Source organism: Trichocoleus sp. AS-A1, from assembly GCF_039962015.1.
In the GTDB taxonomy this organism is placed as follows: Bacteria; Cyanobacteriota; Cyanobacteriia; order Cyanobacteriales; family FACHB-T130; genus FACHB-T130.
In genome coordinates this window covers 295,381-321,408 of record NZ_JAMPKG010000002.1, presented here as the reverse complement: position 1 = coordinate 321,408, position 26,028 = coordinate 295,381, and the positions used below count along the sequence as shown (strand labels likewise).

28 protein-coding genes and 1 pseudogene are annotated in these 26,028 nt (G+C 46.6%); 15 read left to right on the top strand and 14 right to left on the bottom strand.

Annotated elements, in window-relative coordinates:
• Positions 1-43: 43 nt before the first annotated feature.
• Positions 44-169 (bottom strand): hypothetical protein, encoded by a 126-nt coding sequence (locus NC994_RS03060; RefSeq protein ID WP_277877671.1) that lies wholly within the window; start codon positions 167-169, stop codon positions 44-46.
• Here NC994_RS03060 and acs point away from each other — a divergent pair.
• The 4 genes from acs to NC994_RS03040 all read left to right on the top strand — a co-directional run bounded on the left by acs (position 168) and on the right by NC994_RS03040 (position 5,789).
• Complete coding sequence (acs, locus tag NC994_RS03055; RefSeq protein ID WP_190441175.1) at positions 168-2,141, top strand: acetate--CoA ligase; 1,974 nt, start codon at positions 168-170, stop codon at positions 2,139-2,141. The two genes, NC994_RS03060 and acs, sit on opposite strands and share 2 nt — an antisense overlap.
• A gap of 454 nt (positions 2,142-2,595) precedes the next feature.
• Positions 2,596-3,519: a nucleoside hydrolase gene (locus tag NC994_RS03050; RefSeq protein WP_190441172.1), complete on the top strand. Its 924-nt coding sequence runs from the start codon at positions 2,596-2,598 to the stop codon at positions 3,517-3,519.
• A 109-nt stretch (positions 3,520-3,628) separates the two neighbouring features.
• Positions 3,629-5,257, top strand: a complete 1,629-nt coding sequence (locus NC994_RS03045) for an alkaline phosphatase D family protein (protein ID WP_190441170.1) — start codon at positions 3,629-3,631, stop codon at positions 5,255-5,257.
• A 64-nt stretch (positions 5,258-5,321) separates the two neighbouring features.
• Positions 5,322-5,789 carry a hypothetical protein gene (locus NC994_RS03040; RefSeq protein WP_190441167.1) on the top strand — a complete coding sequence of 156 codons (468 nt, stop codon included), beginning with the start codon at positions 5,322-5,324 and terminating at the stop codon, positions 5,787-5,789.
• Positions 5,790-5,950: 161 nt separating this feature from the next.
• Here the strand turns inward: NC994_RS03040 and NC994_RS03035 are convergent, their stop codons facing one another.
• The gene (locus tag NC994_RS03035; protein ID WP_190430370.1) at positions 5,951-6,295 is read right to left on the bottom strand and encodes a hypothetical protein; all 345 of its coding nucleotides are present in this window, start codon (positions 6,293-6,295) and stop codon (positions 5,951-5,953) included.
• Positions 6,296-6,765: 470 nt separating this feature from the next.
• On the opposite strand from NC994_RS03035, the gene NC994_RS03030 reads away from it, so the two are divergent.
• On the top strand, positions 6,766-7,809 hold the full coding sequence (locus tag NC994_RS03030) for a hypothetical protein (protein WP_190441164.1): 1,044 nt from the start codon (positions 6,766-6,768) through the stop codon (positions 7,807-7,809).
• A gap of 300 nt (positions 7,810-8,109) precedes the next feature.
• Here NC994_RS03030 and NC994_RS03025 read toward each other — a convergent pair whose 3' ends face one another.
• From NC994_RS03025 to NC994_RS03015, 3 genes are all read right to left on the bottom strand, one after another.
• Positions 8,110-8,820, bottom strand: coding sequence for a DUF3558 domain-containing protein (locus tag NC994_RS03025; RefSeq protein WP_242030642.1), 711 nt, complete (start codon positions 8,818-8,820; stop codon positions 8,110-8,112).
• A gap of 127 nt (positions 8,821-8,947) precedes the next feature.
• On the bottom strand, positions 8,948-9,832 hold the full coding sequence (gene rsmI, locus NC994_RS03020; protein ID WP_190430369.1) for a 16S rRNA (cytidine(1402)-2'-O)-methyltransferase: 885 nt from the start codon (positions 9,830-9,832) through the stop codon (positions 8,948-8,950).
• 64 nt (positions 9,833-9,896) lie between these two features.
• Complete coding sequence (locus NC994_RS03015) at positions 9,897-12,305, bottom strand: EAL domain-containing protein (protein ID WP_242030641.1); 2,409 nt, start codon at positions 12,303-12,305, stop codon at positions 9,897-9,899.
• A gap of 241 nt (positions 12,306-12,546) precedes the next feature.
• Between NC994_RS03015 and NC994_RS03010 the strand changes: the two genes are divergently transcribed.
• The 3 genes from NC994_RS03010 to NC994_RS03000 all read left to right on the top strand — a co-directional run bounded on the left by NC994_RS03010 (position 12,547) and on the right by NC994_RS03000 (position 14,868).
• Positions 12,547-13,419 (top strand): sugar kinase, encoded by an 873-nt coding sequence (locus NC994_RS03010; protein ID WP_190441162.1) that lies wholly within the window; start codon positions 12,547-12,549, stop codon positions 13,417-13,419.
• 83 nt (positions 13,420-13,502) lie between these two features.
• On the top strand, positions 13,503-13,973 hold the full coding sequence (locus NC994_RS03005) for a hypothetical protein (RefSeq protein ID WP_190441159.1): 471 nt from the start codon (positions 13,503-13,505) through the stop codon (positions 13,971-13,973).
• A gap of 1 nt (position 13,974) precedes the next feature.
• Positions 13,975-14,868, top strand: a complete 894-nt coding sequence (locus NC994_RS03000) for a 3'(2'),5'-bisphosphate nucleotidase CysQ (RefSeq protein WP_190441156.1) — start codon at positions 13,975-13,977, stop codon at positions 14,866-14,868.
• A gap of 177 nt (positions 14,869-15,045) precedes the next feature.
• Here NC994_RS03000 and NC994_RS02995 read toward each other — a convergent pair whose 3' ends face one another.
• The 4 genes from NC994_RS02995 to NC994_RS02980 all read right to left on the bottom strand — a co-directional run bounded on the left by NC994_RS02995 (position 15,046) and on the right by NC994_RS02980 (position 18,002).
• The gene (locus NC994_RS02995; protein WP_190415279.1) at positions 15,046-15,279 is read right to left on the bottom strand and encodes a Nif11-like leader peptide family natural product precursor; all 234 of its coding nucleotides are present in this window, start codon (positions 15,277-15,279) and stop codon (positions 15,046-15,048) included.
• A gap of 281 nt (positions 15,280-15,560) precedes the next feature.
• Positions 15,561-16,448: a hypothetical protein gene (locus tag NC994_RS02990; RefSeq protein ID WP_190441153.1), complete on the bottom strand. Its 888-nt coding sequence runs from the start codon at positions 16,446-16,448 to the stop codon at positions 15,561-15,563.
• Positions 16,449-16,557: 109 nt separating this feature from the next.
• Positions 16,558-17,070 carry a hypothetical protein gene (locus NC994_RS02985; protein WP_190441150.1) on the bottom strand — a complete coding sequence of 171 codons (513 nt, stop codon included), beginning with the start codon at positions 17,068-17,070 and terminating at the stop codon, positions 16,558-16,560.
• Positions 17,071-17,357: 287 nt separating this feature from the next.
• The gene (locus NC994_RS02980) at positions 17,358-18,002 is read right to left on the bottom strand and encodes a class I SAM-dependent methyltransferase (RefSeq protein ID WP_190441147.1); all 645 of its coding nucleotides are present in this window, start codon (positions 18,000-18,002) and stop codon (positions 17,358-17,360) included.
• A 243-nt stretch (positions 18,003-18,245) separates the two neighbouring features.
• Here NC994_RS02980 and NC994_RS02975 point away from each other — a divergent pair, with 243 nt between their 5' ends.
• The 3 genes and pseudogenes from NC994_RS02975 to NC994_RS02965 all read left to right on the top strand — a co-directional run.
• Entirely contained in the window at positions 18,246-18,713 is a 468-nt protein-coding gene (locus NC994_RS02975) for a MarR family transcriptional regulator (protein WP_190441144.1), read from the top strand.
• 430 nt (positions 18,714-19,143) lie between these two features.
• Entirely contained in the window at positions 19,144-20,409 is a 1,266-nt protein-coding gene (locus NC994_RS02970) for an MFS transporter (RefSeq protein WP_190441141.1), read from the top strand.
• Between the two features lie 169 nt (positions 20,410-20,578).
• Positions 20,579-20,716 (top strand): annotated as a pseudogene (locus NC994_RS02965) (EmrB/QacA family drug resistance transporter); the annotation flags it as partial.
• Here the strand turns inward: NC994_RS02965 and NC994_RS02960 are convergent.
• From NC994_RS02960 to NC994_RS02950, 3 genes are all read right to left on the bottom strand, one after another.
• Positions 20,716-23,154 (bottom strand): PAS domain-containing sensor histidine kinase, encoded by a 2,439-nt coding sequence (locus NC994_RS02960; protein ID WP_190441139.1) that lies wholly within the window; start codon positions 23,152-23,154, stop codon positions 20,716-20,718. The pseudogene NC994_RS02965 and the gene NC994_RS02960 sit on opposite strands and share 1 nt — an antisense overlap.
• A 74-nt stretch (positions 23,155-23,228) precedes the next feature.
• A complete protein-coding gene (locus tag NC994_RS02955; protein ID WP_190441137.1) occupies positions 23,229-23,582 on the bottom strand; it encodes a 4a-hydroxytetrahydrobiopterin dehydratase in 354 nt (117 codons plus the stop codon).
• Positions 23,570-23,758 carry a hypothetical protein gene (locus NC994_RS02950; protein WP_206753545.1) on the bottom strand — a complete coding sequence of 63 codons (189 nt, stop codon included), beginning with the start codon at positions 23,756-23,758 and terminating at the stop codon, positions 23,570-23,572. Before NC994_RS02950 ends, NC994_RS02955 begins: the two co-directional genes overlap by 13 nt.
• A 58-nt stretch (positions 23,759-23,816) precedes the next feature.
• Between NC994_RS02950 and NC994_RS02945 the strand changes: the two genes are divergently transcribed.
• From NC994_RS02945 to NC994_RS02930, 4 genes are read left to right on the top strand one after another with little or no spacing between them, the layout of a single operon-like run.
• Positions 23,817-24,119, top strand: a complete 303-nt coding sequence (locus NC994_RS02945; RefSeq protein WP_199299815.1) for a hypothetical protein — start codon at positions 23,817-23,819, stop codon at positions 24,117-24,119.
• A complete protein-coding gene (locus tag NC994_RS02940) occupies positions 24,112-24,435 on the top strand; it encodes a PIN domain-containing protein (RefSeq protein ID WP_190441133.1) in 324 nt (107 codons plus the stop codon). The genes NC994_RS02945 and NC994_RS02940 overlap by 8 nt, the downstream gene beginning before the upstream one ends.
• Before the next feature lie 35 nt (positions 24,436-24,470).
• Positions 24,471-24,749 (top strand): hypothetical protein, encoded by a 279-nt coding sequence (locus NC994_RS02935; protein WP_190415300.1) that lies wholly within the window; start codon positions 24,471-24,473, stop codon positions 24,747-24,749.
• A gap of 2 nt (positions 24,750-24,751) precedes the next feature.
• Positions 24,752-25,204, top strand: a complete 453-nt coding sequence (locus NC994_RS02930; protein WP_190441132.1) for an HNH endonuclease signature motif containing protein — start codon at positions 24,752-24,754, stop codon at positions 25,202-25,204.
• A gap of 81 nt (positions 25,205-25,285) precedes the next feature.
• Here NC994_RS02930 and NC994_RS02925 read toward each other — a convergent pair whose 3' ends face one another.
• Together NC994_RS02925 and NC994_RS02920 are read right to left on the bottom strand one after the other, a co-directional pair.
• On the bottom strand, positions 25,286-25,645 hold the full coding sequence (locus NC994_RS02925; RefSeq protein WP_190441131.1) for a type II toxin-antitoxin system PemK/MazF family toxin: 360 nt from the start codon (positions 25,643-25,645) through the stop codon (positions 25,286-25,288).
• The gene (locus NC994_RS02920) at positions 25,632-25,862 is read right to left on the bottom strand and encodes a CopG family transcriptional regulator (RefSeq protein WP_190441130.1); all 231 of its coding nucleotides are present in this window, start codon (positions 25,860-25,862) and stop codon (positions 25,632-25,634) included. Before NC994_RS02920 ends, NC994_RS02925 begins: the two co-directional genes overlap by 14 nt.
• Positions 25,863-26,028: the final 166 nt, after the last annotated feature.

The following is a 26,028-nucleotide window of genomic DNA, read 5'->3' as shown; positions in this document are numbered from 1 at the left end:
CTCCTTCCCTTGTAAGGAAGGGGATTAGGGGGTTAGATGTATCTTAAGTAGCGATCGCAGAGTGGGGGCTGAGGACAGTTTGCTTTTCTTTACGAAACTCACAACACTTTTGGTCGGATCTACCTCCAGAATGGTTTTGAGTAACAACGCCGATTACAGCAATCATCATGTCTCAGCCCACAATAGAATCCATCCTTCAAGAAAAACGCTTATTCCAGCCACCGGCTGAATTTTCACAAAAGGCACATATTAAAAGCCTGGAGGAATACCAGCAACTTTATGACCGCGCCAAAGCCGATCCGCAGAAGTTTTGGGCAGAACTTGCAGAACAAGAGTTGCACTGGTTCCAGAAGTGGGATACGGTGCTGGATTGGCAACCGCCTTTTGCCAAGTGGTTTGTGGGTGGTAAAACAAATATTTCCTACAATTGCCTGGATAGACACTTAACTACTTGGCGCAAGAACAAAGCCGCTTTGATTTGGGAAGGGGAACCGGGCGACTCGCGCACCCTGACTTATGCCCAGTTGCATCGGGAAGTTTGTCAATTTGCCAATGTCCTGAAGCAGCTGGGTGTGGAAAAAGGCGATCGCGTCGGGATTTATATGCCGATGATTCCGGAAGCCGCGATCGCGATGTTAGCTTGTGCCAGAATTGGTGCAGCCCACAGCGTTGTTTTTGGCGGTTTCAGTGCCGAAGCCTTGCGCGATCGCTTAATCGATGGACAAGCCAAAGTAGTTGTCACGGCTGATGGCGGTTGGCGCAAAGATGCGATCGTTCCCCTTAAAGATCAAGTTGATAAAGCTTTAGCTGATGGCGCTGTCCCCAGTGTGCAAAATGTTCTGGTTGTCAAGCGCACTGGACAAGAAATTTATATGCAGACAGGAGGACGCGACCACTGGTGGCATGAGATGCAAAAGACTATCTCCGCCGATTGTCCCGCCGAACCGATGGATAGCGAAGATTTGCTGTTCATCCTCTATACCAGCGGCAGTACCGGCAAACCGAAAGGCGTTGTGCATACCACTGCTGGTTACAACCTCTACACCCACATGACCACCAAGTGGATTTTTGACCTTCAGGATACGGATGTCTACTGGTGTACTGCTGATGTGGGCTGGATTACCGGACACAGCTACATTGTCTATGGTCCCCTATCCAACGGTGCCACCACCGTGATGTACGAAGGTGCGCCTCGTGCCTCGAATCCCGGCTGTTTTTGGGATGTGATTGAAAAACACGGTGTCAACGTTTTTTATACCGCACCGACGGCAATTCGCGCTTTCATCAAGATGGGCGAAGACTTACCCAACGCCAGAAATCTCTCTTCCCTACGATTGCTGGGAACCGTAGGCGAACCAATTAACCCGGAGGCGTGGATGTGGTATCACCGCGTTATTGGTGGCGAAAAGTGTCCGATTGTCGATACCTGGTGGCAAACTGAGACTGCTGGCATTATGATTACGCCGCTACCAGGGGCAATTCCCACTAAACCCGGTTCTGCTACCCTTCCCTTTCCTGGAATCCTCGCTGATATTGTGGATTTGGAAGGCAACCCAGTCCCCGCCAGCGAAGGTGGATATCTGGTCGTTAAGCATCCTTGGCCTGGGATGATGCGAACCGTCTACGGCGACCCCGATCGCTTTCGTCGCACCTACTGGGAACACATCCCCCCCAAAGATGGGCAGTATGTCTACTTTGCCGGAGATGGTGCCAGACGCGATGAGGATGGTTACTTCTGGGTGATGGGACGTGTGGACGATGTGCTAAATGTTTCAGGACACCGCTTAGGCACGATGGAAGTGGAATCCGCTTTAGTTTCTCATCCTGCGGTTGCTGAAGCTGCGGTTGTGGGTAAGCCGGATGAACTCAAAGGGGAAGAAGTAGTCGCCTTTGTTACTTTAGAAGGTACCCATAGTCCCAGTGAAGAACTGAGCAAAGAACTCAAAAAACACGTTGTCGCGGAGATAGGCGCGATCGCCCGTCCCGGCGAAATTCGCTTCACGGACTCGTTGCCCAAAACTCGTTCGGGTAAGATTATGCGGCGACTGTTGCGAAATCTCGCTTCCGGTCAAGAAGTCTCCGGCGACACCTCTACGCTAGAGGATCGTGGCGTCTTGGATAAACTCCGAGAAGAAGCGTAATTTTTTAACGCAAAGGTACGCAGTAGGGCAGGTTTTAAACCCGCCCCTACCCCAAACGTTCGCCAAGGAAATTCTCTGCGAACCTCTGCGATTTCCTTAGCGTACCTTTGCATTTAAAAAAGTGTTGGCAGACATTGCCCACTCTACAATTCAACTATTTTGAAAATAGGCTATTTTGGCATAGCTTCATAAGAAGCTAAAAAGCCACTGGAAGTCAGCATTTATTCAACCCCTTATCTGCATCAGTATCGGCATCCTTGCGGGAATGAGCATATCCCCTGTAGTGCTGGCTCAAACAAGTGTTATCTCTGAGAATGGTGATAGATATTTGTTGTCTTACCCATGTGCAACAGAAGATGCGATCGCTATCTTTAACTCCACTTCAGAGGGGAGAATTAGCGAAGTTAGCACAATGCGTTGTATCTGATTCTGACTCTAATTCAGGCAGAGATTTATGTCCAAAAAACTGGTACTCATGGATCATGATGGCGGTGTTGATGATTATCTCGCCACGATGCTGGTGATGACGATGGATGACGTTCAGCCACTCGGCATCGTTGTCACGCCAGCAGATTGCTATATTCAGCCAGCCGTGAGTGCTACGCGCAAAATTCTAGATTTGATGGGACGTTCAGAAGTGCCAGTGGCAGAAAGTACAGTGCGGGGGATTAATCCATTTCCGCGACTATTTCGCCGCGATTCGTTTGTTGTCGATCATCTCCCAATTCTTAACGAACGAGAAACAATTCAGACACCGCTAGTGCCAGAATCGGGTCAGAAATTTATGGTGCGATCGCTCCAAACTGCACCCTCACCCGTCACACTGATGGTAACTGGCCCTTTGACAACAGTAGCCACTGCACTGGATATGGCACCGGAGATTGAAGGGAAAATCGAGAAAATTGTTTGGATGGGAGGTGCATTAAATGTTCCGGGTAACGTTAGCCGCGATATCGAACCAGGACAAGATGGTTCGGCTGAATGGAATGTCTACTGGGACCCCATCTCAGCAAATCGAGTTTGGCAAACATCAATCCCCATCGTACTTTGCCCATTAGACCTGACTAACAATGTGCCGGTGACTTCAGAAGTAGTGCGCCAATTAGGTAAACAGCGGCGTTATCCTATTTCCGATTTAGCAGGGCAATGTTATGCGCTGGTGATTCCTCAAGATTATTATTTTTGGGATATTTTAGCGACGGCTTACCTTGCTCATCCGGAGTTTTATGAAGTGCGAGAAGAGGAGACAATAATTGTGGCTACTGGCATCAGTCAAGGACGAACCAAAGTGGAACCAGGTGCGAGGAAAATTCGGGTGATGCAAAAGGTAGATAAGGAGCGATTCTACGATTACATTTTGCAGCAATGGGCGCGTTAAGGAAAATCATTCAGAGTTTCTAAAAGTAAATAAAGATAGAGGGTTTCCGGAACGGGGGGTTCCTAAAGGGAATAGAAAATCTATATCAGATTCTCGTTCGGAAATATCTATGTTTACCTCTATTGATTTGGGTCAATCTACCTTACCTAATGGCGTTGCTTCTGGGGATACGACGCAAACTTCAACCGTTTTGTGGACGCGCAGCACTGCCAAAGGGACAGTTTTCTTTGAATACTCAATTCACCCGAACTTCTGCACCATTCTTGGCACTGCCAGTGGCTTAGTTACCGATTCCAACCAACCTGTAAAGGTAGAATTAACTAACTTAAAGCCTAGGACAACTTATTATTATCGAGTCACCGACGCTGCTGGAACGTGTGCTGGTGGTCAGTTCCGTACCGCCGCTGAGTTGGGGACTCCTGCTGGTTTGCGGTTCGGGGTGGCGGGGGACTGGCACGGCGATTTAGCACCCTACCCAGCGATCGCTAATGTACCAGAACGTCAACTAGAGTTCTTTGTTGCACATGGCGATACTGCTTATGCTGACCTGAAGACGCCGGATTTAGACAGACCCGCTTCTACCCTTGACGAGTTTCGCATCAAGTTCAACGAAGTTTATTCCGCCCGTCTCGGGTTAAATACATGGGCGGATCTTCGCGCCTCTACTTCCATCCTCGCTACAATTGATGACCACGAAGTTGATGATAATTTTGCAGGGGGCGCACCAGCATCCTCTCATCGGAATGTGCGCTTCGGCACAGGTGGCGAGTTAATTAACAATACCGAACTGTTTAAAAATGCTCTACAAGCATTTCAGGAATACCATCCTCTACGCGATGAATTTTATGGGGAAACGGGCGAAGAACGCACGACAAATAAGCGCAAGCTTTATCGCTACAACACCTATGGCAGCGACGCGGCTGTTTTCATCCTAGATACCCGCTCTTTCCGCGATGCTAATTTGCCGCTTTCTTTTAACCCTACTAAAGAACAAGAAAAAGAGTTTTTAACTCGTTCTTTTGAGCCAAATCGCACGTTCTTAGGTCAACAACAACTTACGGACTTACAACGGGATTTGCTAGATGCCCAAAATAACTGCATTACCTGGAAGTTTATTTTGATTCCCGAACCCATCCAAAATTTGGGCATCCCCGTTGCCAACGACCGCTATGAAGGTTTTGCAGCAGAACGCACCCAACTGCTGCGTTTTATTAAAGAAAATTGCATCAAAAATGTTGTGTTTATCTCTGCTGATTTTCATGGCACGGCGGTGAACAATCTCACCTATCAAGAGTCTGCGGATGGGGTTCAGATCCCGGTTGATGCCTTTGACATTATGACGAGTCCGGTGGCATTCTATCAGCCGTTCGGGCCTACTAGCGTAAGATTTTCCAGCCTCACGTCAGAGGAAAAAGCTGCTTATGAGGCTCTGCCAACTATCCACGAGAAGGATGAATTTGTCAAAAATTTAGTGGATGCCCGTCTTGTCCCCTTCGGCTACAATCCTCTAGGGCTGGAAGGTTCGGGAATTGATGCTACCCTGCTTAAAGGTAGCTATGTGGCGGCTCATGTGTATGGCTGGACTGAGTTTGAAGTAGATGCCTCCACCCAACAATTGCGCGTAATAACCTATGGAATTGAACCGTATTCCTTAGAGCAACTAACAGCAAATCCCAGCGCTATTATCAGCCGGACGCCCATTATTATTAGTGAGTTTATCGTTAATTCCAAGAATTAGGAAATAAGCGCGATCGCTTTCAGCATCTTTTTTTTGGGACTCACTCACTAGCTAAGGCACAGCGGTGAACAATCTCACCTATCAAGAGTCTGCGGATGGGGTTCAGATCCCGGTTGATGCCTTTGACATTATGACGAGTCCGGTGGCATTCTATGAGCCGTTTGGACCTACTAGCGTAAGATTTTCCAGCCTCACGTCAGAGGAAAAAGCTGCTTATGAGGCTCTGCCAACTATCCACGAGAAGGATGAATTTGTCAAAAATTTAGTGGATGCCCGTCTTGTCCCCTTCGGCTACAATCCTCTAGGGCTGGAAGGTTCGGGAATTGATGCTACCCTGCTTAAAGGTAGCTATGTGGCGGCTCATGTGTATGGCTGGACTGAGTTTGAAGTAGATGCCTCCACCCAACAATTGCGCGTAATAACCTATGGAATTGAACCGTATTCCTTAGAGCAACTAACAGCAAATCCCAGCGCTATTATCAGCCGGACGCCCATTATTATTAGTGAGTTTATCGTTAATTCCAAGAATTAGGAAATAAGCGCGATCGCTTTCAGCATCTTTTTTTTGGGACTCACTCACTAGCTAAACTTAAATCTTCTCAAAACGAATCATTACAGCAATATAAAACACTAGAGACGCGATTAATCGCGTCTCTACTCATAAATAGACGATTCGGTAACAAGCGGCTTAACTTAAAAAGTAATTCTTCCCTCATTGAGTAATTTGTAGCCGCCAGCCAAAGCCGCAAAGCCGACAAAGAAGTTCCAGAGGCTAGTTTGTCTTAAAATAACGCCACCGCTCATAAAAACTAGCACAATTCCTAAACCCAACAAAAATGCTCCAAAGTTGCCTGTTTCTCTTCTAAAAAACATTAAACAAATCACACCGCCCATAATGGCTAAAACGGAACCCATTGCCGGTAAGTTCCGCCAATAGTAAGGGAAGTAGTGACTAGCAAAAATAATATTTTTACCTAAAAAGTAAACTCCAGCCAGAAGCAGGATGAATCCTATTAATTTGATGAAGAGTCTAGTCATAATTTTGGCTATGGTTTCTAACTAAAGTTATTGTATGCAGCCGAGTCAGTACCGCAACCCTTAGTTTTACCGAACTCTTATCTCAGGTTGTAACTTCCGGTAGAGGAAATTACTTAAATGTAACACTACATAATAGCTAGCCAGAGTGAAGAAAGCGTGTAGAACCCTCCGCTGGACAAATAAATCAGCAAATTTATGAGAATCGTTGATTTAAGTTAACATTCGTAAATATTTGTTCTCCGATTGTCAGAAATCAGTAAAAATACTGAATACTCAATCTTAATTAAAGAATTTGTATAACTTTTGTAAAAAGTTGGTAAAATACAAAACCATTTTCAAGTTTTGTATTTTTGGCAACAGACCCGGATAACCCTACTGTGTGTTAGCTTGATTTTTCCAGATTGAGAAACCTTGGCTGAATTGCCTTGGATGGCTAAATTTCCCTTTTTTTAACAATTTTGGATTTTGTGATGACTCCCTCATTAGCATCTGCTCCGGCTAAAGTTCAGTCTCCTCACGTTGCAATCCGCAACTCATCAAAATCGAATGTTCATTCTCTGGCAGCACTGTGGGCACGAAAATACTATCGTGCAGTTACAGTGGACTATGATGCCGAGCATCTAAGACAAAATGAATTTTTAAAAGAAGTAACGTCCAAGGAAGGTCGAGCTTGCACAGCGAACAAGCTAATGCAAAACCTGACTTTGGCGAGTGCCAGAGCCTGGACTAAGACAGAAACGCTGTTATCGGAAGAGATTCGGCGTCACGGCATCAACCCAGACTTAATCAATCCATTAGAAATTGCTGCCGATACTCGCTACTTATTTCAAAAAGTTTTGAATGGTTATGCTGAGAGAGCTACAGCACAACGGGTATCAGTGATTGCAGGTAGTGACTTTGGGCAGGTACGCGACAAATACACTAACGTCGATCCCCGTGCCATCGGCTTTGTAAGTATGCAGTTTCATTACACAGGTCAGATGTTACTGGAGTGGCTTTCGCCGCCAGAGAAAGCGCTGTGGATGCCGTACTTAAAAATGATGGACGATCATATGTATATGCCGCTACGAGCTGCCTACTCAGCAGCGGCTAACTATAATTATGATTCTCCAGTTTTAGCCGCAGTTCAGCATCTTCTACCGATTAGTAGCAAAATTGCCGAAACGGTTTGTAATCAGGTTTGCCGCCTACATTCCAATCATCGCACTTACAGCGGATCTCTGAGCGAAGCAGTCGTCAGAACCGCTAGCATTCGCGATGCTGAGATGTTTCAGGTTTATCTTTGTTTATGCGTTTTGGAACATGATATCTGCTCCGTACAGCGAGAACTGTTTCCTTTATGCGTGATGTTATATCCTCGCTTAAATGTGAGCTGGAGATTGGTGCAAGATATGCTTCAGGCAATGGGTTGGGCAATGCACTCCCATCTGAGCGCTGATGATATGGCAATCTTGTTACCTTATTTACGGACGATGACGGAAATGTTTTCTTTGGAAGTGTTTCAGGGCGGCTGAGGTGATGAGTAATTAGTGAGTAGTCATTCTTAACGAATGACTACTCATAACCTTCTAAGCTTTCCGAAAAGCTTATGTATTACCGATAAGTTTCACAATCCTTTAGCTGCAACCCTGCCAGATTTCAAGAGATGTGGGTCATGCATAGACCGAAAAACGCTGAGGGAGAATATCGATACCCTTTCGCCTAAAGGTCGCCACAAATAAATTTTTGGAAGTGCCTACTGGCAGAGATGGAATAACTCTAAGGAGTTCACAATTTGGATTGCGAACTCGAAAATCTAAAACGCAGTTCCTTTATCAATTCACTTCAACTGAGCGAATAGAGGCAGCGTCTTTAAATTGCTTTGTCTCAGACAATCCGCCCGATCCTGATTTTGAAGAATAAACTCCTATCAAGCTTGCATCATTAGCATTTCCAAGACGGAAGGAGATACTCTTAGCTGGTTGATTGGCAAACCGGACGTATTCTCTGCCTTCATTGTCAAGGTTGTAAGACAAGGTAGCGTCTCCGTAGGCTGCCTCTGCTTGTTTGAGAGAGGTTCCGGGACCAACTCCTTTTTCAGTTTTATAGTTAGAATTTTCGGTTACTAAAGCATCGATTTTGCCCGAATCAGTGAGGGGGTTCCCGGCTGGGTAGAGGATGTAATATTGCACCTTTCCATTTTGGCTGACAGCGATCGCATCAAAATCCACGATGTAAGGCGACTGCACCTTAAATTCAGCTTTTGAACCCAGCTCTTTTTTGAGTTCGCCTAAAGTCATTCCCAGCTTAGCCGGGCCAATCCCTGTGGCTGAAATTTTTTGGCTTTCAGAAATTGTTTCCGAAACTGGGCTAGGGCTTGGAGATTCTGTAGCCGGGGTGGGACTAGGCGACCCTTGTACTGTCTGGGGTGTCGCTGTGCTGGTAGGTGAAACGGATGCTTGTGGAGTTGGCGGCGTCGCCGTGCTACAACCCACGAGTGTCATGAGTAAAAGCAAGGAACTAGACAGAAAAAATCGAGCTTTCACGGGCTAAACCTAACGCAATTATGTATCGAGTCTGTTATTGAGATGAGGTAATGAGTAATTGTCATTTTTCCTTAGCCCTTAGTGCTTATGTTGCTACTAACTAAGAACTAAAGGCTAATAACTAATTTTAGGGTTCATCTACTTCTTTCTCCTCAGTTAGAGCTTCAGCCGGAATTTCTAGCGCTAACTGATAGAGGTGGCGGCGGGAAAAAGAGGTGGCTTTTGCTAACTGGCGACTGGCTTGCGATCGCGAGATTCCTGCTTGCAGGAGATGTTGTAACTCGGCTTTTAGCGCCTCTTCCGACAGCATTGGCATCGTTAACTCGGCACCGGCAACGACGAGGGTAAATTCTCCTTGGGGTTCGCGGGTGGCATAGCGATCGCTTCCTTCCCTAATGGTGCCCCGCCAAAATTCCTCGTGCAACTTGGTTAACTCCCGCGCCAGTACAATTTGGCGGCTGAGTCCCAATACAGCCCCTAAGTCTTGCAGTGTTTGTCGCAACCGATGAGGAGCTTCGTAAAATACAATCGTACGGCTTTCGCTTTGTAAAGCTTCCAAACGTTCTTGCCGTTCTTGACCTTTTGCGGGTAAAAAGCCTTCAAACACAAATTTGTCTGGGGGGAGTCCGGCGGCACTTAAGGCAGTCGTGACGGCAGTACAACCAGGGACGGGAACGACGGAAATGGCTGCTTCGATACAAGCTTTCACCAGTTCGTAGCCCGGATCGGAGATTCCCGGCATCCCGGCATCAGTGACAAGCGCGATCGCTTTCCCGATTTTGAGTTGTTCCAACAACTCTGGAATCCGCTGCTGCTGGTTGTGTTCGTGGTAACTCCACTGGGGAGTTTTAATTTGAAAATGCTGCAACAGCTTCCCCGTGTGGCGCGTATCCTCGGCTGCGATCGCGTCCACCGTTTGCAAAATTCGCACTGCCCGAAAGGTCATATCTTCCAGGTTGCCTATCGGTGTCCCGACGATGTAAAGTGTCCCCAATTTTGGCTCAGTTTGCATCAAATCAATTAAAAATTAACAAGTAAAATTAAAAAAGAACAATTTCCTTTTTAATTTTACATTTTTAATTGAATTCTAGTGGCTGGGGTTTGGCAATGACATAACCTTGGGCATAATCTATTCCTAAAAATTTTACCTTCTCTAAAATCGAGTCATTCGTGACAAACTCAGCAATTGTTTTCAGACCCATGACGTGCCCAACGCGGTTAATCGCTTCCACCAGTGCCAAATGAATTGGGTCATCGGCAATATCTTTTACAAAACTTCCATCAATTTTTAAGTAATCTAGTGGCAGATATTTGAGATAAGCAAACGAGGACATCCCGCTGCCAAAATCATCTAAAGCAAAACGACACCCTAAAGCTTTAACTTCCTTAATTAACCCTGAGACTTTACTCAAATTTGCAATCGCAACACTTTCAGTAATCTCAAAGCAGATCATCTGTGGGGGGATTTTATAGACGGAAAACTGCTTTTTAAGGAATTCTATAAACTGGTCGTCATTAACGGTAGCACCAGAGAGATTGATAGTATACAGGGGAAAAGATGAAGGAGGAAGGATGTAGGGTGTTAGCGGAGGCGAAGTGGCAACATTGCTAGCACCAGCAACGAAGGAGTTGCGAATCCTTCCCCTAGGGTAAGATGCAAAATTCTGAAATTGGGGTTCTAAATTCTGAATTTCTGATTGGTGAAGCATCGCCAAGAAGGTACGGATCACCCAGCGGTCTATTGCAGGCATTAGGTTGTATCGCTCAGCGGCGGGGAGAAATGCCATTGGCGGGATCAACTCGCCTCTGTCATCCACGAAACGCAGCAGAACTTCGTAATGTTCGCCGGTGGTTAGTTCGGCATTCAAAGGGGCAATCGGTTGGTAGTACAAGCAGAATTGATTCTTGGCTGGTAACGTATTTTCAGGAGTAGCCAAAAGCTTCACAGACCCGCTTTGCGCGATCGCTTGATTCAATCGGCTCAACCATTGCACTTCATTGTGCTGCTGCGCCAGTTTTTGATCGTCAGCTTGGTAGACATACACGCGATTCCGTCCCCGATTTTTAGCTTCATAGCAAGCTGCATCAGCAGCACTAACAACGCCCGACAAACTGGAAGAATTGGCGTCAAATGTCACGACACCAATACTGACACCGACCGTAAAAGTTTTATCCTGCCACGCAAATCGAAACTCCTGAATGGTCTCCAAGAGCGACTGAGCAACTCGTAGTGCTTCATCTGTCGGACATTGGTACAGCAGCACGGCGAATTCATCACCGCCCAATCGTGCCAGAACATCAGTTCTCCGCACCCGGCTTTGTAACAAACTACTGATTTGACGCAATAATTCATCGCCAGCAACATGACCGCAAGTATCGTTAACAATCTTGAACCGATCGAGATCCAGATAGCAAAGCGTGTGTTCTTGGTTTTGCATTCTGGTATTTGACACCGCTTCCTGCAAACGTTGCTCAAATTCGTGACGGTTGGCGATTCCCGTCAGTGGATCGTGGTTTGCTTGCCAGGAGAGCTTTTCGTTGACTTTGGTGAGTTCGGCAGTTCGTTCTCCCACCACTTTTTCTAGATGTTCTTGGTACTGTTTGAGTGCTGCCTCTGCTTTCTTGCGGGCGGTGATATCTTCCACCAGGCGAATGCCAAATTGCGGTTTGCCCTCAGCGTCCCGCACTTGGGAAACAGTAATGTTGCACCACAACAGCTGCCCATTTTTTCCCAGGTAACGCTGCTCCATTTGATAGCAATCGCGACCCCAAATCAGATGTCCATCCTTTCCCAGATAACGCTTCGCCATCTGAGAATAGTCATATTTTCCGGCGAGTAAGTTAATGTAACGATCCCAACCCACTTCGTTCGGAGTGGTATCTTCTTGAATATATCCTGCTGGCAAATTATCCTCTTTGCAACCCAGCATCCGTTGGAGTGCCGGATTCGTTGTCACGACATGACCTTCCATGTCTACGATCGCGATTCCCATGCCTGCTCCCTCAAAAATTGAGCGAAAGCGAGCTTCGCTATGCCGCAATGCTGCTTCTGCTTGCTGGCGTTCGATGACTTCCTGACTGAGTTTTTGGTTCGTTGCTTCTAGTTGTGCCTGACTGGGAATTGCCAGTGCTTTGGGAATCAAACGAATCAGTTCGACAGCTGTGTAACCGGAAATGATAGCGGTAATCACTTTGACGGCACCCGAAAGCCAATAAGCTGGATGCCAGAGAGTCCAGATTTCCATCAGGTGGGTCGTGCCACAGGAAACAATGAAAGCTCCAAACAGGAAAAATATCCTTCGGAAGGGTAAATCCTGTCGTTGGTGGATGAAATAGAGCAAGGCGAGGGCAATCGAGTAATAGGCGATCGCAATCAACGCATCTGCCACAATATGCAGCGAGACTAACCCTGGTTGCCAGAGATAGCCGCGCCCGTGGGGAATAAACCAATTTGGAGAGATTAAATTTTTTAAAAATTGCAGCATTAGTCGTGAATCCTTAAGGATTAGCGGTAGGTTTGATTAATCTGCAAGGATGTTCAACAAAGGTTCCCGCTACTTTTAGGATGCCCAAAAAATTTGCTGCATTTCACAATTAATTGGCTTTCTAGATAAACTTTTGAGTTAATTTTTATGTGTTAATCGTTGTCGGTAATAATTTTAGCAACTAGCATTTAACCCACTTGTCCGTAGAGAATTGGGTCAGTCGGAACAGGAAAAATAATCAATGGCTTTTCAGGGACTTTTTGTAGGATTAGTTACCTTAGACCTGGTGTATTTAACGACGGGTCTACCCGAACAAAATCAGAAAATTGTTGCATCTGACTATACGGTGGCGGCAGGAGGCCCTGCGACCAATGCAGCCGTGACTTTTAGTTATTTGGGCAATCGAGCAAGTCTTTTAGGTATAGTTGGTATTCATCCAATTAATTGCCTGATCCGGACTGATTTGGACAGTCACTCAGTGACGCTGATAGACCTGTCACCTAGCCAATCTGAACCTCCGCCGGTATCTTCTATTATCACGACTCAGGCAACAGGCGAGCGCGCGGCAATCTCGATCAATGCAACGAAAACACAAGTTAGCGGTGAATGTCTGCCCCTCAATATTTTACAGGAAATTGATATTGTACTCATTGATGGGCACCAAATGGCAGTTGGGGAGAAAATTGCCCGATTAGCTAAAGAAAATCAGATCCCTGTTGTCATAGATGGCGGCAGTTGGAAGCCTGGATTTGAAAGAATATTGCCCTTTGTAGATTACGCCATTTGTTCGGAAAATTTTCATCCCCCAAGTTGCGATCGCGCACAGCAGGAAGTTCTTTCTTATCTATCCGCACTAGGGATTCCTCACATCGCTATCACTGGCGGAGAGAAACCTATCCAATATCTTTCGCAGGGTACAAGCGGCTCGATAGAAGTTCCCCAAATAAATCCCGTTGATACGATGGGTGCTGGGGACATTTTTCACGGTGCCTTTTGTAACTATATCCTACGGAAAAGTTTTGCCGATGCGATCGCATCGGCGGCGAAAATTGCCTCTCATTCCTGTCAATTTTTTGGCACTCGTCGATGGATGCAGAAAACAGCACCAAAGTAATCAGAATTAACCAATCTTAAACTTGGGAGAGGGAACCGGCAGCATATAATAAATCAACTGGCTTAAGACAGAAATTCTCAGAAATGGAAAGCACTTATCAAAAAAGCGGTTTGACCCGCAGACAACATCTTTGGATTGCTGGTAGCCTTTGGACGCTAGTCGGATTAGGGCTTTTTAGCATGGGGTTGGTATTCTGGTTTAAATTCCCTTATTTGGGATTGTTAGACGGACAACATTTGGGGTGGGGTGCAGCAGCTTTTAGTCTTGGTCTAATTAAAGGGAAACTGATTCTCGATCGCACTGCAAATCGCGTCATTAATCGGGTAGAAACACTACAGGAACCAAACCCGTTCAAGAGCATTTTCCAAATGTTTGGAGTCAAAACCATTGCTTTAATTGTGGCAATGATGACCATTGGTATCGGATTACGTCGTGCGGGTGTTAGTTTTGAAGTGAGGGGTTTAATTTACATAGCGGTTGGCGCTGCGCTGCTGTGGAGTTGTCGCCGCTACTGGATAGCCTCCACCCAAGTGCCGACAGCCGAGGAAGCTTAAAGTGACAGTATTAAAATCGTTGGGCGAAAACCGATATGAGGGGCTAGAAGAAATTGTCGCGATCGCTCGAAGTGTAGGTTGGGGTGCCGCCGATATCCTCCAGTCTTACTATCGCGGCGATCGTAGCACCGATGATTTGGAAGTTGAAAACAAAAAAGATGGTCCTGTCACGGCAGCAGATGTCGCCGTCAACGAATACATCCTCTATAACTTGCAGGCGTCTCTCAACAGCCCGGATTTCGGATATTTAAGCGAAGAAACCTATAAATCTCAGACACCAGCAGTAGAGCAACCTTGGGTTTGGATCGTTGACCCCCTCGATGGAACGCGAGACTTTATCGATCGGACGGGTGAATTTGCAATTCATATTGCCTTAACGCACCAAGGGCGTCCCATTCTGGCAGTGGTCGCGTTGCCAGAGGCAGGAAAATTGTATTACGCAACCAAAGGCGGCGGCACCTATATGGAAACTCGTGAAGGCCAACCCAAGCCAGTTCGCGTATCGGAACGCAACGCCCTTGAAGAACTCACCTTAGTCGTTAGTCGCACCCATCGAGATGAGCGTTTCAATCAGTTAGTGCAACACCTGCCGTTTAAAAATAAACACTATGTCGGCAGTGTCGGCTGCAAAATTGCCACCATCATCGACCACCAAGCAGACGTTTATATCTCTCTGTCTGGTAAATCTGCTCCCAAAGATTGGGATATGGCGGCTCCAGAGCTAATTTTGACGGAAGCAGGCGGACAATTCACCCACGCTGATGGCACTCCCCCCAAGTACAACCAGGGGGATGTGAATCAATGGGGTTGTCTAATTGGGAGTAATGGTCACTCTCACGACACGCTTTGCGCCCAAGCCTCAGAAATTCTGGCTCAATTGGACGTGCCCGCTTAGGTTGCACCGTGCGATCGCGTCTAAAACGCCATTAAAGCGCGCTCGCGTTTCCCACCAGTAAAACCATGAATATTTCTTAGCACCATCATCAATTAAAAATTAGAAATTAAAAATGCCAAGTTTTTAATTTTGCATTTTTAATTGATGATTGAGTAGTTTTACTAAGAATCAATTAGATTACCTAGGCGTTAGGTGTCTCCGGGGACCAATACCTGGATTGATAACGGCTGCCAACTCCTCCTCAGATAAATTCTCGATTTCATTATTCAGTTCTTGAACCGTGAAGTCATAGCCACGTTCACGGGCAATCTGAATGAAGGTTTCTGGGTTAGTGGTTGCTTTGAGTCTTGCTTGTAATGCTTGATCTTCTTTAACTGCTTTGAACAAACTGGCAGCGCTTTCCTGTGCCATGACAATACATCTCCATTAAATATGTGTGATTTAAATGCGTGATTCCGATGCACTAAAGATATTGAGATAGTGCATCGAGTCGGCATCACAGCTGAGGTGAAACAAGTCTCTACCCCGCATGTCATGTCGGCTGAACCTAGTTACCTTTTAGGATAAAGATTTCTGTGATACAAGTCACAAAATATTGACAAAAATTAAAGCTGCCAGTATCTGCAAATACCGGCAGCTAAATACACTTGTGCTAATACATACCAGTGCTAATACATACCAGCACGAAGATTTTAAATTTCGGCGGAGGCGCGTTCAATCAAGCGACGAGCCAAGGTTTGAGTGCCTGTGTGTTCGTAATAGTTTGTTGTCACATCTAGAAAGGCACCCAGATAGTCCAACTTGTCACCGGAAACTTCCACAAAATTTTGCAGGTTACTGACAACTTTTTGTGGGGTTAAATTGTGAGAGGTGACAAAACCACTCATCCAGCCTTTAACTGAATCAAAGCTTTGACCGATAAAGTTGAGCTTACCTTCCGGACTGCCGCCAGGAATCAAATCGTGGACACGCTGGTATGTCTGATTTCCTTCTAACTCTGCGGGACTCGCTTGATTCAATCCGGAGGTAGCTTTGAGGAGGAAGTCAGAGCCAAGGGGAACTAAACCATCAAAGCTAATTAAAGCCACCATCCGCATCAAAGATTCGCCACTATAATCAGCTAAAGAGGCGACAAAATCTCCAATGCTGTCTCCTGGGATGCCGTTGATTTGGCAAAAGGCAACCAACTCAACCACCAATTTTATACACAAATCAATCGTTTGAGCTTTGTCCGCTTTGGGAGTGATGTTGTTTAAAAAACCGAAAAGCGGAATTTTTTCGCCTACTTTGTTCGCCAAGGCGGCTGTACCGAGAGCTTTATCTGCACTATCAACAGTTTGATAGAGCCACATGGCTCGCTGATATCCCTGCGATTTGTCGTTGTACAGATAGACGGCGCGTTCGCCAATTTGCTGAATTAACGCTTCGTCAGTTTCGCCAGTGACAGCACGAATTGTGTTGTCAAAGCCAACAATATTTTGCCATTGCCCCGGAACGACAAAATCAAGCGATCGCAAAGCCATCGTGGTGATGTTATTGGTTGGTAGCTCATCAACCAGTTCAAAAATCGATTTGCTCACAGTCGTAGTCTCCTTGTTTTTTCAGTTGTCATTCATCAGTAGTCAGCAGTAATCAGTCATGAGTCATTAATTGCAAACGAATGACTCATGACTGATTTCTCAGGACTACTTACTTTAGTCGAGACAGACCATTGAGATTGAATTTTTGCAGCCAAGCTTCGCGATCGCTCTGAGTAAACGAAGCATCACGAGATTGAATTTTAACTTGGTAGCGATCGCCTACTAAAACAGCAGTGCCATTATTCCCCTGATTCACCGCTGGATAGCCAGCGATTGTTTTACTGCTGCTCTTAAATTTCGCTGCGGCTGTGGGGGTGCTAGTGGTATCAGAAATAGACAGTACGGCAACATCCTTGCCATCTTTTTTCAACTTATACTCAGCAAAGCCTTTTTTCTCTTGAGCTGGTACAGTTTGGAAGCCACTGCTACTTTTTGGAAAGAATTTATTAAAGCTGCTTCCCTGTTCAGCCTGTTTAGCAACTGCTGGAGGAGCATTCCTCTGAGTGCTTTCCTTTTGCGCTTGGTCATAACGAGAGGGAGTTTGGGTTGCACAAGAAGTTACTAGCAGCAACATCGAGAGCAACATCGCTGCGAAAATTCTCCGCCCATTTTGAAAAATCATTACCGCCTCCTGATAGCTTGAGGTTTCATTTTTATCACCATCTTCACATTTTTGGCATCTAGCTATGGAGAAACTTAAGCGATTCTCAAGCGGTTCACTCACTTAAGCTGTGACAAGTCTCAACCCCAATTCTTCTTCTCCCTACATTCTACTTGCGCGAGATTTTACATCAGAATTCCCCAAACCCTTTTTTCAGGGGGACACAGAAGTGAAGTGTAGCGCCAATCAAGCGGAGGGATTGGGTGCCTCGGAATCCCTGTGGAGAAAGGGGGAGGAGATTCTGCCGCTTAAGAGCGGTGAGCAATGACAGCGTAGAAAGGATCTCCCCCACTGGCACCCATCCACTGTAGGAACTTCGGGGCGGAGGATTGGTGAGTAATGACTTCTGGGGAGCTAAATCCGGGGATTGAGGTGAAGTAGCTTTTCACTAGCTCAACCCGGCTAGCTTCGGAACTATCCCGCCACGCAGCGATCGCTTTTTGATAGAACATCCGGTTGGAAAAGCTGATAATTGCGATTCCGCCGGGTTTGAGGATGCGGTAAATTTCCGCAAATACAGCATCCGGATATTGCAGATACTGCACCGAGACGCAGTTGAGAACGGCGTCGAAATCTTCATTCGGTAGGGGTAGCTTCGGATTTTTGTTGATATCTTGAACAAAATAACGATCGAAGCGGGGATTTTTCGCCAGTTCCTCTTCGTTCAGTCCGTGTCCTTCGATGTGAGAAAATTTCATCTCCTCTGGTAGATGGGAAACCCAGCTACTCATCATGTCCAAGATGCGGGTATTCGGCTTCAAGCGATCGCGGTATAGATCCGTCAGTTGTTGAATAAACCCTTCGTCTACGTGCGTCACAAAGCGCGGATAGGAGTAAAACTCTGTATCATCGGTATCGTCTAACTTAGTGCGTTGATTCGGTCGCAGCATCATCACCTAAAATTGAAGCTATCTTTACATCACCAGTTTAGAAAAATTACGAACTGTAAAGATATGCCCGTAGGCTAAAGCCACACTCTTGAGCGTGACGGCTGTTCACTTTAACTTGGCGTCCCGCTGCGCCCCCTTGGCGTTCTTTGCGTTAAAAAACCCTCTTTCAAATCCTGGCGGGGTTTCCCTTGCCAGCAACCGAGAAACAAAGCTAAATTAATATTACGTATGCTAAATAATTAACCAATGTCTTCTACATCTGCTGAGAGCAAGCCTTTTGAGCAATGGCACGAAGTAATGGCACCCTATAGTTTGGGCTACCGGATCAAACTGCTCTCCCAGGTGTTTAGCCGCAAGTTTCAGGAACGGCTGGAGCCTTTGGGACTGACTCCCTTTCACTGGGTTGTATTGTGCTGTTTGTGGGAAGAAGACGGCTTAGCCACTTGCAGTATTGGGGAAAAACTACAGCAAGTGGGAGGTACGATCACCGGGGTGCTAGATCGGATGGAAGAACGGGGGCTGATTCGTCGGGAACGCGATCTTCGCGATCGCCGGATTTGGCGCATTTGGTTGACGGAAGCAGGCAAGAACCTACAAGAAGTCCTGCCGCCAATCGCACTGGAAATTCGGGAACAGGCGATGAAGGGGATGCCGATGGCTGAACGCGAACATTTCTCTCAATTGGTAGATCAAGCGATCGCGAATCTCTCTTAAGGCTTGTAGAAGATAGGGGCAATCTTCATCCGGCTGAGTGAAGCAGGGCATTAAGGATTTATTTAAAAATATTACGTATACGAAGTAAACGCTGGCTAAGCATAACTTCACGAACATTACGTATTCGGAATGACCGCTTATTAAATACTTTGCCGAGCAGCTAAAAATTGATAACAACAAACTGAACCAAGGACAGATGCCTCTCTAGAGGATGTGCTGTTCCAGTAGCAATAAATCAACAGACAGTAGATAGGTAATCAGAACTACAAGCAACCCCTGATACTGATGTTGAAACCCAGGAAGCCACACGGCTTCCGCCCGCAGAGGGACACCCCCAATTTACCCCCAATTTAAACCCTGGCTGGGTCTTCCCTGCTAAGAAATAACTAACTTGTCCGCTATTTAAGCATTCGCTGAAAACCAAGAAATTATGAAGAAAAACGCCATCAAGTTTCTGCCAGTTTTACCGGCATTGAGATCGAGAAATTATCAGTTATTTTTTGCCGGTCAGGGGCTTTCACTCGTTGGAACTTGGATGACGCAAATCGCCACGATTTGGCTAGTTTATAGTCTCACGAATTCAGCCTTGTTACTGGGTGTAGTTGGGTTTGCAGGGCAATTTCCCAGTTTTATACTGACTCCATTTGGTGGGGTTGTAGTCGATCGAGTCTCTCGTCATCGGCTCTTAGTCATTACTCAAAGCCTCGCCATGCTCCAGTCCTTAGCGCTAGCTTTTGTAGCGCTAACCGGAATCGCCCAAGTCTGGCATCTAATTGTTTTGAGTATATTTCAAGGAATCATTAACGCCTTTGATGCCCCCACTCGTCAAGCTTTCGTACCAGAAATTATCGAACGAAAAGATGATTTAGCGAATGCGATCGCGCTGAATTCTTCCATGTTTAATGGGGCGCGATTGATTGGTCCTGCCATTGGAGGGTTGCTTGTTGCCTCAGTTGGAGCAGGTTACTGTTTTTTAATTGATGGTCTCAGCTATATTGCCGTCATTGCCGCTTTATTAGCAATGAAGGTAAAGCCCAGTAAAATAGCAGTCTCTCACGATCATCCTTGGCAAAGATTGAAAGAAGGATTTGTGTATACCTTTGGCTTTCCACCAATTCGTTCTATCATCTTGCTGCTAGCGTTAGTTAGTTTTATGGGAATGCAATATACCGTTCTCACACCAATATTTGCCACGCAAATTCTTCATGGGAATGCTGAAACTCTGGGCTTTCTGATGGCGGCGGCGGGAGTAGGAGCGTTAATTGGTGCAGTTCATTTAAGTACGCGGAAAAATGTTTTAGGCTTGGGCAGATTGATTGCTTATTCTCCGGCTTTCATGGGGATGGGATTGATTGGTTTTTCTTTGTCTCGCGTGCTGGGACTTTCTTTACTAATGATGTTACTAGTTGGCTTGAGTTTTACTTTGCAATTTACATCTAGTAATACAGTTCTCCAAACGATTGTTGAGGATGATAAGCGTGGCAGGGTAATGAGCATCTACACGATGGCTTTTTTTGGCGTCGTTCCCTTAGGAAATTTATTTGCGGGTTCTTTAGCAAGTCAAATCGGTGCGCCCAATACGTTAATGATTGGGGGAATCTTTTGTATTCTCGGTTCTTTCGTATTTACAAAACAGCTTCCTGGTATAAGACGCTTGGTTCGCCCTATTTATACGAAAATTGGCATTCTTCCCTAGCGTTCATAAAAAGAGTGGGATTGAACCGCAAAGGCGCGAAGTAAGAAGGGAAGAAAGAAAGAAAAAAGAAAAGTTTATGAATGAATTCAAATGGCTATATTGGTTGGCAATCCTTCAATTTAATCTGGAGGAAACCAGTGGCGGAACCTGATGCAGTTCGGAAGCAACGCCGGCAACGCAGCAGCGACTGGAACAGTTGACTCAGTTTTTTGTCAGTCGGGGTGCGGATCTGAGTACCGCTCAAAATCAAGCGATCGCTACGATTATGAATACCGTCCGCCGAGAAGCTTATGTGATGGCTTTCAATTAGCTCCAAGTGAATCGGAACGTTGCTCCAGCGCCTGCTGCGGACTCCACCCACACCCGTCCACCGCGACTTTCGACGATTTTCTTAACCACCGATAGACCGATGCCAGTGCCTTCAACTTTGTCCCTCGCTTCCAGTCTTTGGAAGATGCCCCAAATCTTCTGATGATATTCGGGTTCGATTCCTTGCCCGTTATCAGCGACCGAGAACTCGTAGTATTTTGGCAGCTCCCGAACACCAACTTGAATACACACATCCGAGCGTTTTGCGTACTTGATGGCGTTGCCGATCAAGTTCATAAACACCTGCTGTAGTGGCACCCGTTCGGTTTGCAACGTTGGCATAGACTCTGCAACAATCGCAACTTCCGGCGGTGGATCGAGCAGTTCGATGACTTCCGACAGCAAGGAGGAGACATTCACTGCCTCTATCTGTTGTTGCACCCTACCCGCCCGCGAATATTGCAGAATGCCGTTAATTAAAGCTTCCATACGGTGAACTCGTCCCCGCAATAAATTCAGATGTTCGCGCGAGTCGTCGGTCAGTTGATCTGCGAGGTCTTCCTCAATCCATTCTGAAAGCGTAGCGATCGCTCTTAGGGGTGCTTTTAAGTCATGGGATGCAATGTAAGCAAACTGGTCTAAATCCCGGTTACTGCGTTCTAGCGCCTGGGTCATTTGAACCAGTTCTTCCGCCTTTTTCTCAATTTCCTGACGCGATCGCACTTGTTCTGTCACTTCAACCGCGTGGGTCATAATGCCATTGACTTTACCATTAGCATCTACTAAGGGTTGGTAGACGAAATTCCAAAAACTCTCTTCTAGAATGCCATCGCTGTTGCGGTCGAACATCGCCCGCATCTCATTGCCGACAAAAGGTTCGCCACTGGTATAAACCTGGTCTAACAACTCGAAAAAGCCTTGCCCTTGCAAGTCCCAGAACGCCTCGCGCACGGGTTTACCGACGATATCCCGCTTTTCCACAATCTGCATATACAGTGGGTTCACCGTTTCCGTGACATGGTTCGAGCCACGGGTGATGGCAATTGCCGCCGGTGCTTGCATGAAGACTCGCTGTAGTTCAGCACGGGCTGCTTGGGCTTCGGCTAAAGCGCGATCGCGAATCTCCCGCTCTTGCTTGCGTTCGCTGATGTCGCGAGAAACCCCTACAATCTCCACAACGTTGCCATTGGTATCGAAAATTGGGGATTTAATCGTGTGGAAGAAGCGAGTTTCGCCGTCAGCGCGGACATTCGGCTCTTCCAGAACCTCGATTGGCTGACCTGTTGTGAAGACTTGCAGGTCGTCTTGCAGGTACTGCTGAGTGTAATCGAGTTGATTGTAAGGTACATCCGTGATGCCGTGAAGCTGCTCAAGAGTCATTCCATAATATTCGCAGGCAGCTTTGTTGGCATACACCACAACTGAGCCGGGAGCCTTACAAAACACCATATCCTGCACGGAATCGAGAATCTGGGCATAGCGGTGTTCGCTCTGTTTCAGGGCTTCCTCGGCACTTTTGCGATCGCTAATATCGGTGTGAACGCCAATCCATTCCCGAATGCTGCCGTCCGCTTCAAATACGGGGACGGCGCGCACGCTCATATATTTATAAATACCGTCGGAACGCCGCAGACGATGCTCGATTTGGTAAAGGGTGCCATTGGCAACCGCATTCAACCACTCTTGCACGGTATGCGCTTGGTCATCTGGGTGAACGGCATTGAGCCACCCCCAGCCTTTTAGCTGTTCGTAGGATTGCCCGGTAAACGCACTCCAACCCGGCTGTGGAGTGACAAATTCTCCCTCAGCTTTGGTGTCCCAGATAATTTGAGCTGTGGCTTCCACAAGCGAACGGTAGCGTTCTTCACTCTTGCGGAGTGCTTCTTGCACCGTTTCCACCTCGATTCGTGCTGCCTGTTCGCGCAATAGAAGCTGAGTTTTTTCCTCAGCTTCCTTCTCCTTGGTGATATCGACCATTACGCCGCGCAGCAACTTGGGGCAACCTTGTTCATCGCACACTACACGCACCACATCTTTGAGCCAGACAAGGCGACCATCCGATGCGATCGCCCGATACTGAAATTCGTGGTCTTTTGCTTGATTGGTTGCACTCACGCAAAAATTAACGCACCAGTCGCGGTCTTCCGGATGCAGCAAGCAATCCTGCCAGAACGTCGGCTCATTTAACCACTGACTGATAGGATAGCCGAGAATATCTTGAGCGCGATCGCTAACAAACGTGAATTTCCACGTCACGGCGTCCATTTCCCAGACAATCGCATCTAGTCCTTGCACTAGCTCGACAAAGCGCCGATGTGCCTCTGCTGCACTTCGTGCCGCTACTTCCTGCTCAGCCGCTTCGCTAATGCTAACAGCTAGCGCTGTTGTTGATGCCTCAGCGTCTCGCTGTGCCGCTTCTAACTCCGTCTCACTCATCCTCAAGTCTTCTTCTCAGTACGACCAGCTCAAGATGCCCGACTGTTTGCCCAGGCTGCAAACGTTTCAGCAGCTTACTTTTGAGTAAATGCCGGCGCAATCCGATCTGTCTTTGCCGCCATTATAAAGTCGTTCCGGTGCAAACCAGAAATCGCGTGAGTCCACCAACTTACCGTCACCTTACCCCACTCCGTCAGCAACGCCGGGTGATGCCCTTCCGCTTCCGCCGCTTCGCCCACTTTATTGGTGAACGCTAGCGCTGTCTGAAAATCTGCAAACTTGTAGGTGCGCTTCAGCCGCGATTCTCCCTCCTCTTCCACAATGTTCCAATCTGGAATCTCTGGTTTCAGTTCTGCGATATCCGCCTCAGTGACGCGTGGCGCATCCTTATGACAGGCAATACACTTTTCTTGTGTCAGATTTGCCATATTTCCCTATTTTCGGCACTTAAGTTGTCCGATTTTACCCAAGTGTTGTTTTTCCCACGTCTGCCATAATGCGGATTTTGCATGGGAAGGATGGGTGGGAGCGATCTCGCCTGGGTTACAGGGAGAGGAACGACGCGATCGCACTCTTCCACCTCCACAGCAAAACGCGATCGCATCTCCTCCAGCCAGCACTTGTAAAATAAGAAAATCTGATACCCATTACAGGTTAAAACCGTGACACCAAGTTCACAAGACACGGACGTAGAGATCAGAGAATTTCCGATTCGTTTGCGGGAAGGGGGGGAAATTACCGTTCCCCAGATGGTGCAAGATAAGCTCAACTTAACCGAAGGAGATATGCTGACGCTGTTGCAAGTAGGCAATATAGTCTTGCTTACCCCCAAACAGCCCCAAGTTCCCCAACTAGCCGATAAAATCATAGCCCTCATGGAAGATGAAGGCGTAGGCTTGACTGAATTGCTAGAAGGAATACACGCAGAACGGGAAGCAATCTGGCAAAAGCAACAAGATGCGTAGAGTCTTTGCTGACTCAAGTATTTTAATTGCTGGAGCAGGGTCTCGCAGTGGAGCCAGCCGTGCTGTACTAACAATGGCTGAAATAGGCTTATTTAAGCTGGTCATCTCCCAGCAAGTATTAGATGAGTGCGAGCGCAACCTTCGCAAAAAATTACCCGCTGCCCAACCAATTTTTGCACAACTTCTGACTGCTATCGCTCCTGAAATTCGACCTAACCCACCCTTACAAGAATCGGCTCAATGGACAGCTATTATCGAAGCAAAAGATGCACCAATTTTGGCTGCTGCTGTAGTGGCAAATAAAGCTTACCGCTAGCTATAATCAAACCATCAAAGTGTTTTTGAATCCAAATGACAATACCTCTTCCTCCACAACTTCGTAGCCTACCCAATAGCCTGCCAGTAGAAGGTGCTGTCCGAATCGAACTGGAAGAAGGAGTACCTATTTTTCGGGCTTCAAGTTTTGTGCAAACTCGAATAGAAGAGTTATTGTCTAAACAAAAAGATTCCCCTCTTAGTAAAGCAGAAGAACAAGAACTTGATAGCTACGAAGAAATTGATGATTATCTGAGTTTTCTTAATCGCACTGTTCGGAATCTTTTTCTAGCTCAAAATCAAGGATATCTATAAATTTGCCTCCTCATCGTAAAATAAGCGAAGTTGTTCGGCAGCAGGTACGTCAGCGAGCCAGTAGTTTGTGCGAATATTGTCACGCATCAGAACAATGGCAATACGTGCAATTCACAGTAGATCATGTAATTCCAATTGCTCAAGGCGGAGTGGATACTATCGAAAACTTGGCTTTAGCTTGTTTCCATTGCAATCGAAGAAAAGCCGATAAAATAACAGCGATAGATCCTCAGTTTGATGCACAAGTTCTGCTGTTTAACCCCAAACAAGATATCTGGAAGGAGCATTTCATTTGGTCTGGTGATGTACTCTCAATCGTCGGTATAACACCCACTGGTAAGGCTACAGTCCTTGCATTAGGATTAAATCGCGAATGGGTTATAAATATTCGTGCCGCCGATCGAGCAATTGGGCGGCATCCACCAATAGGCGATCCAATTCAGCAAGCTGAGTAAATGATAAACGCGATCGCATTCTTCCCAACATAATGAGCGCGATCGCATTCTTCTAATTTTTTCTCTAATTCCTTGACACTTTTAGATCGCAAACCCTAAAACAATATTTAAACTAAAGCGAATCTGTTCCCAGTATTCTTCCTCCAGGACACCCAATAAACCCAAAATGCGACGATGATCGACAGCACGAATTTGCCCGACATCAATAAAACGGTCTTGGTCTAATCCATTGGAGGGTGTTGCTTTGACATTTACAACGTAGGGGGCTTCTTTATTTCCCGGTCGAAATGGCATCACAATTGTCAGAAGTCCATACTGGTTCATAATGTCATTTTGCACAATCAAGCAAGCGCGGGTTTTTTGCGCCTCAGCCCCTACGGTTGGATCGAGTGTGACCCAACGGATTTCTCCCCGCCGATAAGTTAAATTACTCGCTGGCATTCATGCCATCCCCAGCTGCACTATCCCAAGCTGCAATTTCAGCTTGGTACTCTGGATCTTTAGCATCCTGTTGGAGGGCGGTAATCATTTGTGCCTCCCAAATACGACGGCGGTGTTCTGCCAGCAAATCGTTAATATAGGCGCTGCGGTTGCCTTTTGCCTGCCGATCTACAAATCGCAGGATGTCATCTTCTAAAGAGATTGTGACTTTCTGCATCAGTATGAGTTATGGGTATGGTAATTTCATCATACTCAAAATTCTCCCAGTTCATTTTAGGCATCGTGTGTGCAGCGAACAGATCAAACTCAGTAAATCGCATCCTTCCCCAAGACAAAGTGCGATCGCATTCTCCCCAACATCAAAAGCGTGATAGCTTGCGCTG

Bases quoted from the DNA above. Each gene is read 5' to 3' on its own strand.
- acs (WP_190441175.1), top strand. From the start codon at position 168: ATGTCTCAGCCCACAATAGAATCCATCCTTCAAGAAAAACGCTTATTC.
- NC994_RS03060 (WP_277877671.1), bottom strand. From the start codon at position 169: ATGATGATTGCTGTAATCGGCGTTGTTACTCAAAACCATTCTGGAGGT.
- NC994_RS03050 (WP_190441172.1), top strand. From the start codon at position 2,596: ATGTCCAAAAAACTGGTACTCATGGATCATGATGGCGGTGTTGATGAT.
- NC994_RS03045 (WP_190441170.1), top strand. From the start codon at position 3,629: ATGTTTACCTCTATTGATTTGGGTCAATCTACCTTACCTAATGGCGTT.
- NC994_RS03035 (WP_190430370.1), bottom strand. From the start codon at position 6,295: ATGACTAGACTCTTCATCAAATTAATAGGATTCATCCTGCTTCTGGCT.
- NC994_RS03030 (WP_190441164.1), top strand. From the start codon at position 6,766: ATGACTCCCTCATTAGCATCTGCTCCGGCTAAAGTTCAGTCTCCTCAC.
- rsmI (WP_190430369.1), bottom strand. From the start codon at position 9,832: ATGCAAACTGAGCCAAAATTGGGGACACTTTACATCGTCGGGACACCG.
- NC994_RS03015 (WP_242030641.1), bottom strand. From the start codon at position 12,305: ATGCTGCAATTTTTAAAAAATTTAATCTCTCCAAATTGGTTTATTCCC.
- NC994_RS03010 (WP_190441162.1), top strand. From the start codon at position 12,547: ATGGCTTTTCAGGGACTTTTTGTAGGATTAGTTACCTTAGACCTGGTG.
- NC994_RS03005 (WP_190441159.1), top strand. From the start codon at position 13,503: ATGGAAAGCACTTATCAAAAAAGCGGTTTGACCCGCAGACAACATCTT.
- NC994_RS02995 (WP_190415279.1), bottom strand. From the start codon at position 15,279: ATGGCACAGGAAAGCGCTGCCAGTTTGTTCAAAGCAGTTAAAGAAGAT.
- NC994_RS02985 (WP_190441150.1), bottom strand. From the start codon at position 17,070: ATGATTTTTCAAAATGGGCGGAGAATTTTCGCAGCGATGTTGCTCTCG.
- NC994_RS02980 (WP_190441147.1), bottom strand. From the start codon at position 18,002: ATGATGCTGCGACCGAATCAACGCACTAAGTTAGACGATACCGATGAT.
- NC994_RS02975 (WP_190441144.1), top strand. From the start codon at position 18,246: ATGTCTTCTACATCTGCTGAGAGCAAGCCTTTTGAGCAATGGCACGAA.
- NC994_RS02970 (WP_190441141.1), top strand. From the start codon at position 19,144: ATGAAGAAAAACGCCATCAAGTTTCTGCCAGTTTTACCGGCATTGAGA.
- NC994_RS02960 (WP_190441139.1), bottom strand. From the start codon at position 23,154: ATGAGTGAGACGGAGTTAGAAGCGGCACAGCGAGACGCTGAGGCATCA.
- NC994_RS02955 (WP_190441137.1), bottom strand. From the start codon at position 23,582: ATGGCAAATCTGACACAAGAAAAGTGTATTGCCTGTCATAAGGATGCG.
- NC994_RS02950 (WP_206753545.1), bottom strand. From the start codon at position 23,758: ATGCGATCGCGTTTTGCTGTGGAGGTGGAAGAGTGCGATCGCGTCGTT.
- NC994_RS02940 (WP_190441133.1), top strand. From the start codon at position 24,112: ATGCGTAGAGTCTTTGCTGACTCAAGTATTTTAATTGCTGGAGCAGGG.
- NC994_RS02935 (WP_190415300.1), top strand. From the start codon at position 24,471: ATGACAATACCTCTTCCTCCACAACTTCGTAGCCTACCCAATAGCCTG.
- NC994_RS02925 (WP_190441131.1), bottom strand. From the start codon at position 25,645: ATGCCAGCGAGTAATTTAACTTATCGGCGGGGAGAAATCCGTTGGGTC.
- NC994_RS02920 (WP_190441130.1), bottom strand. From the start codon at position 25,862: ATGCAGAAAGTCACAATCTCTTTAGAAGATGACATCCTGCGATTTGTA.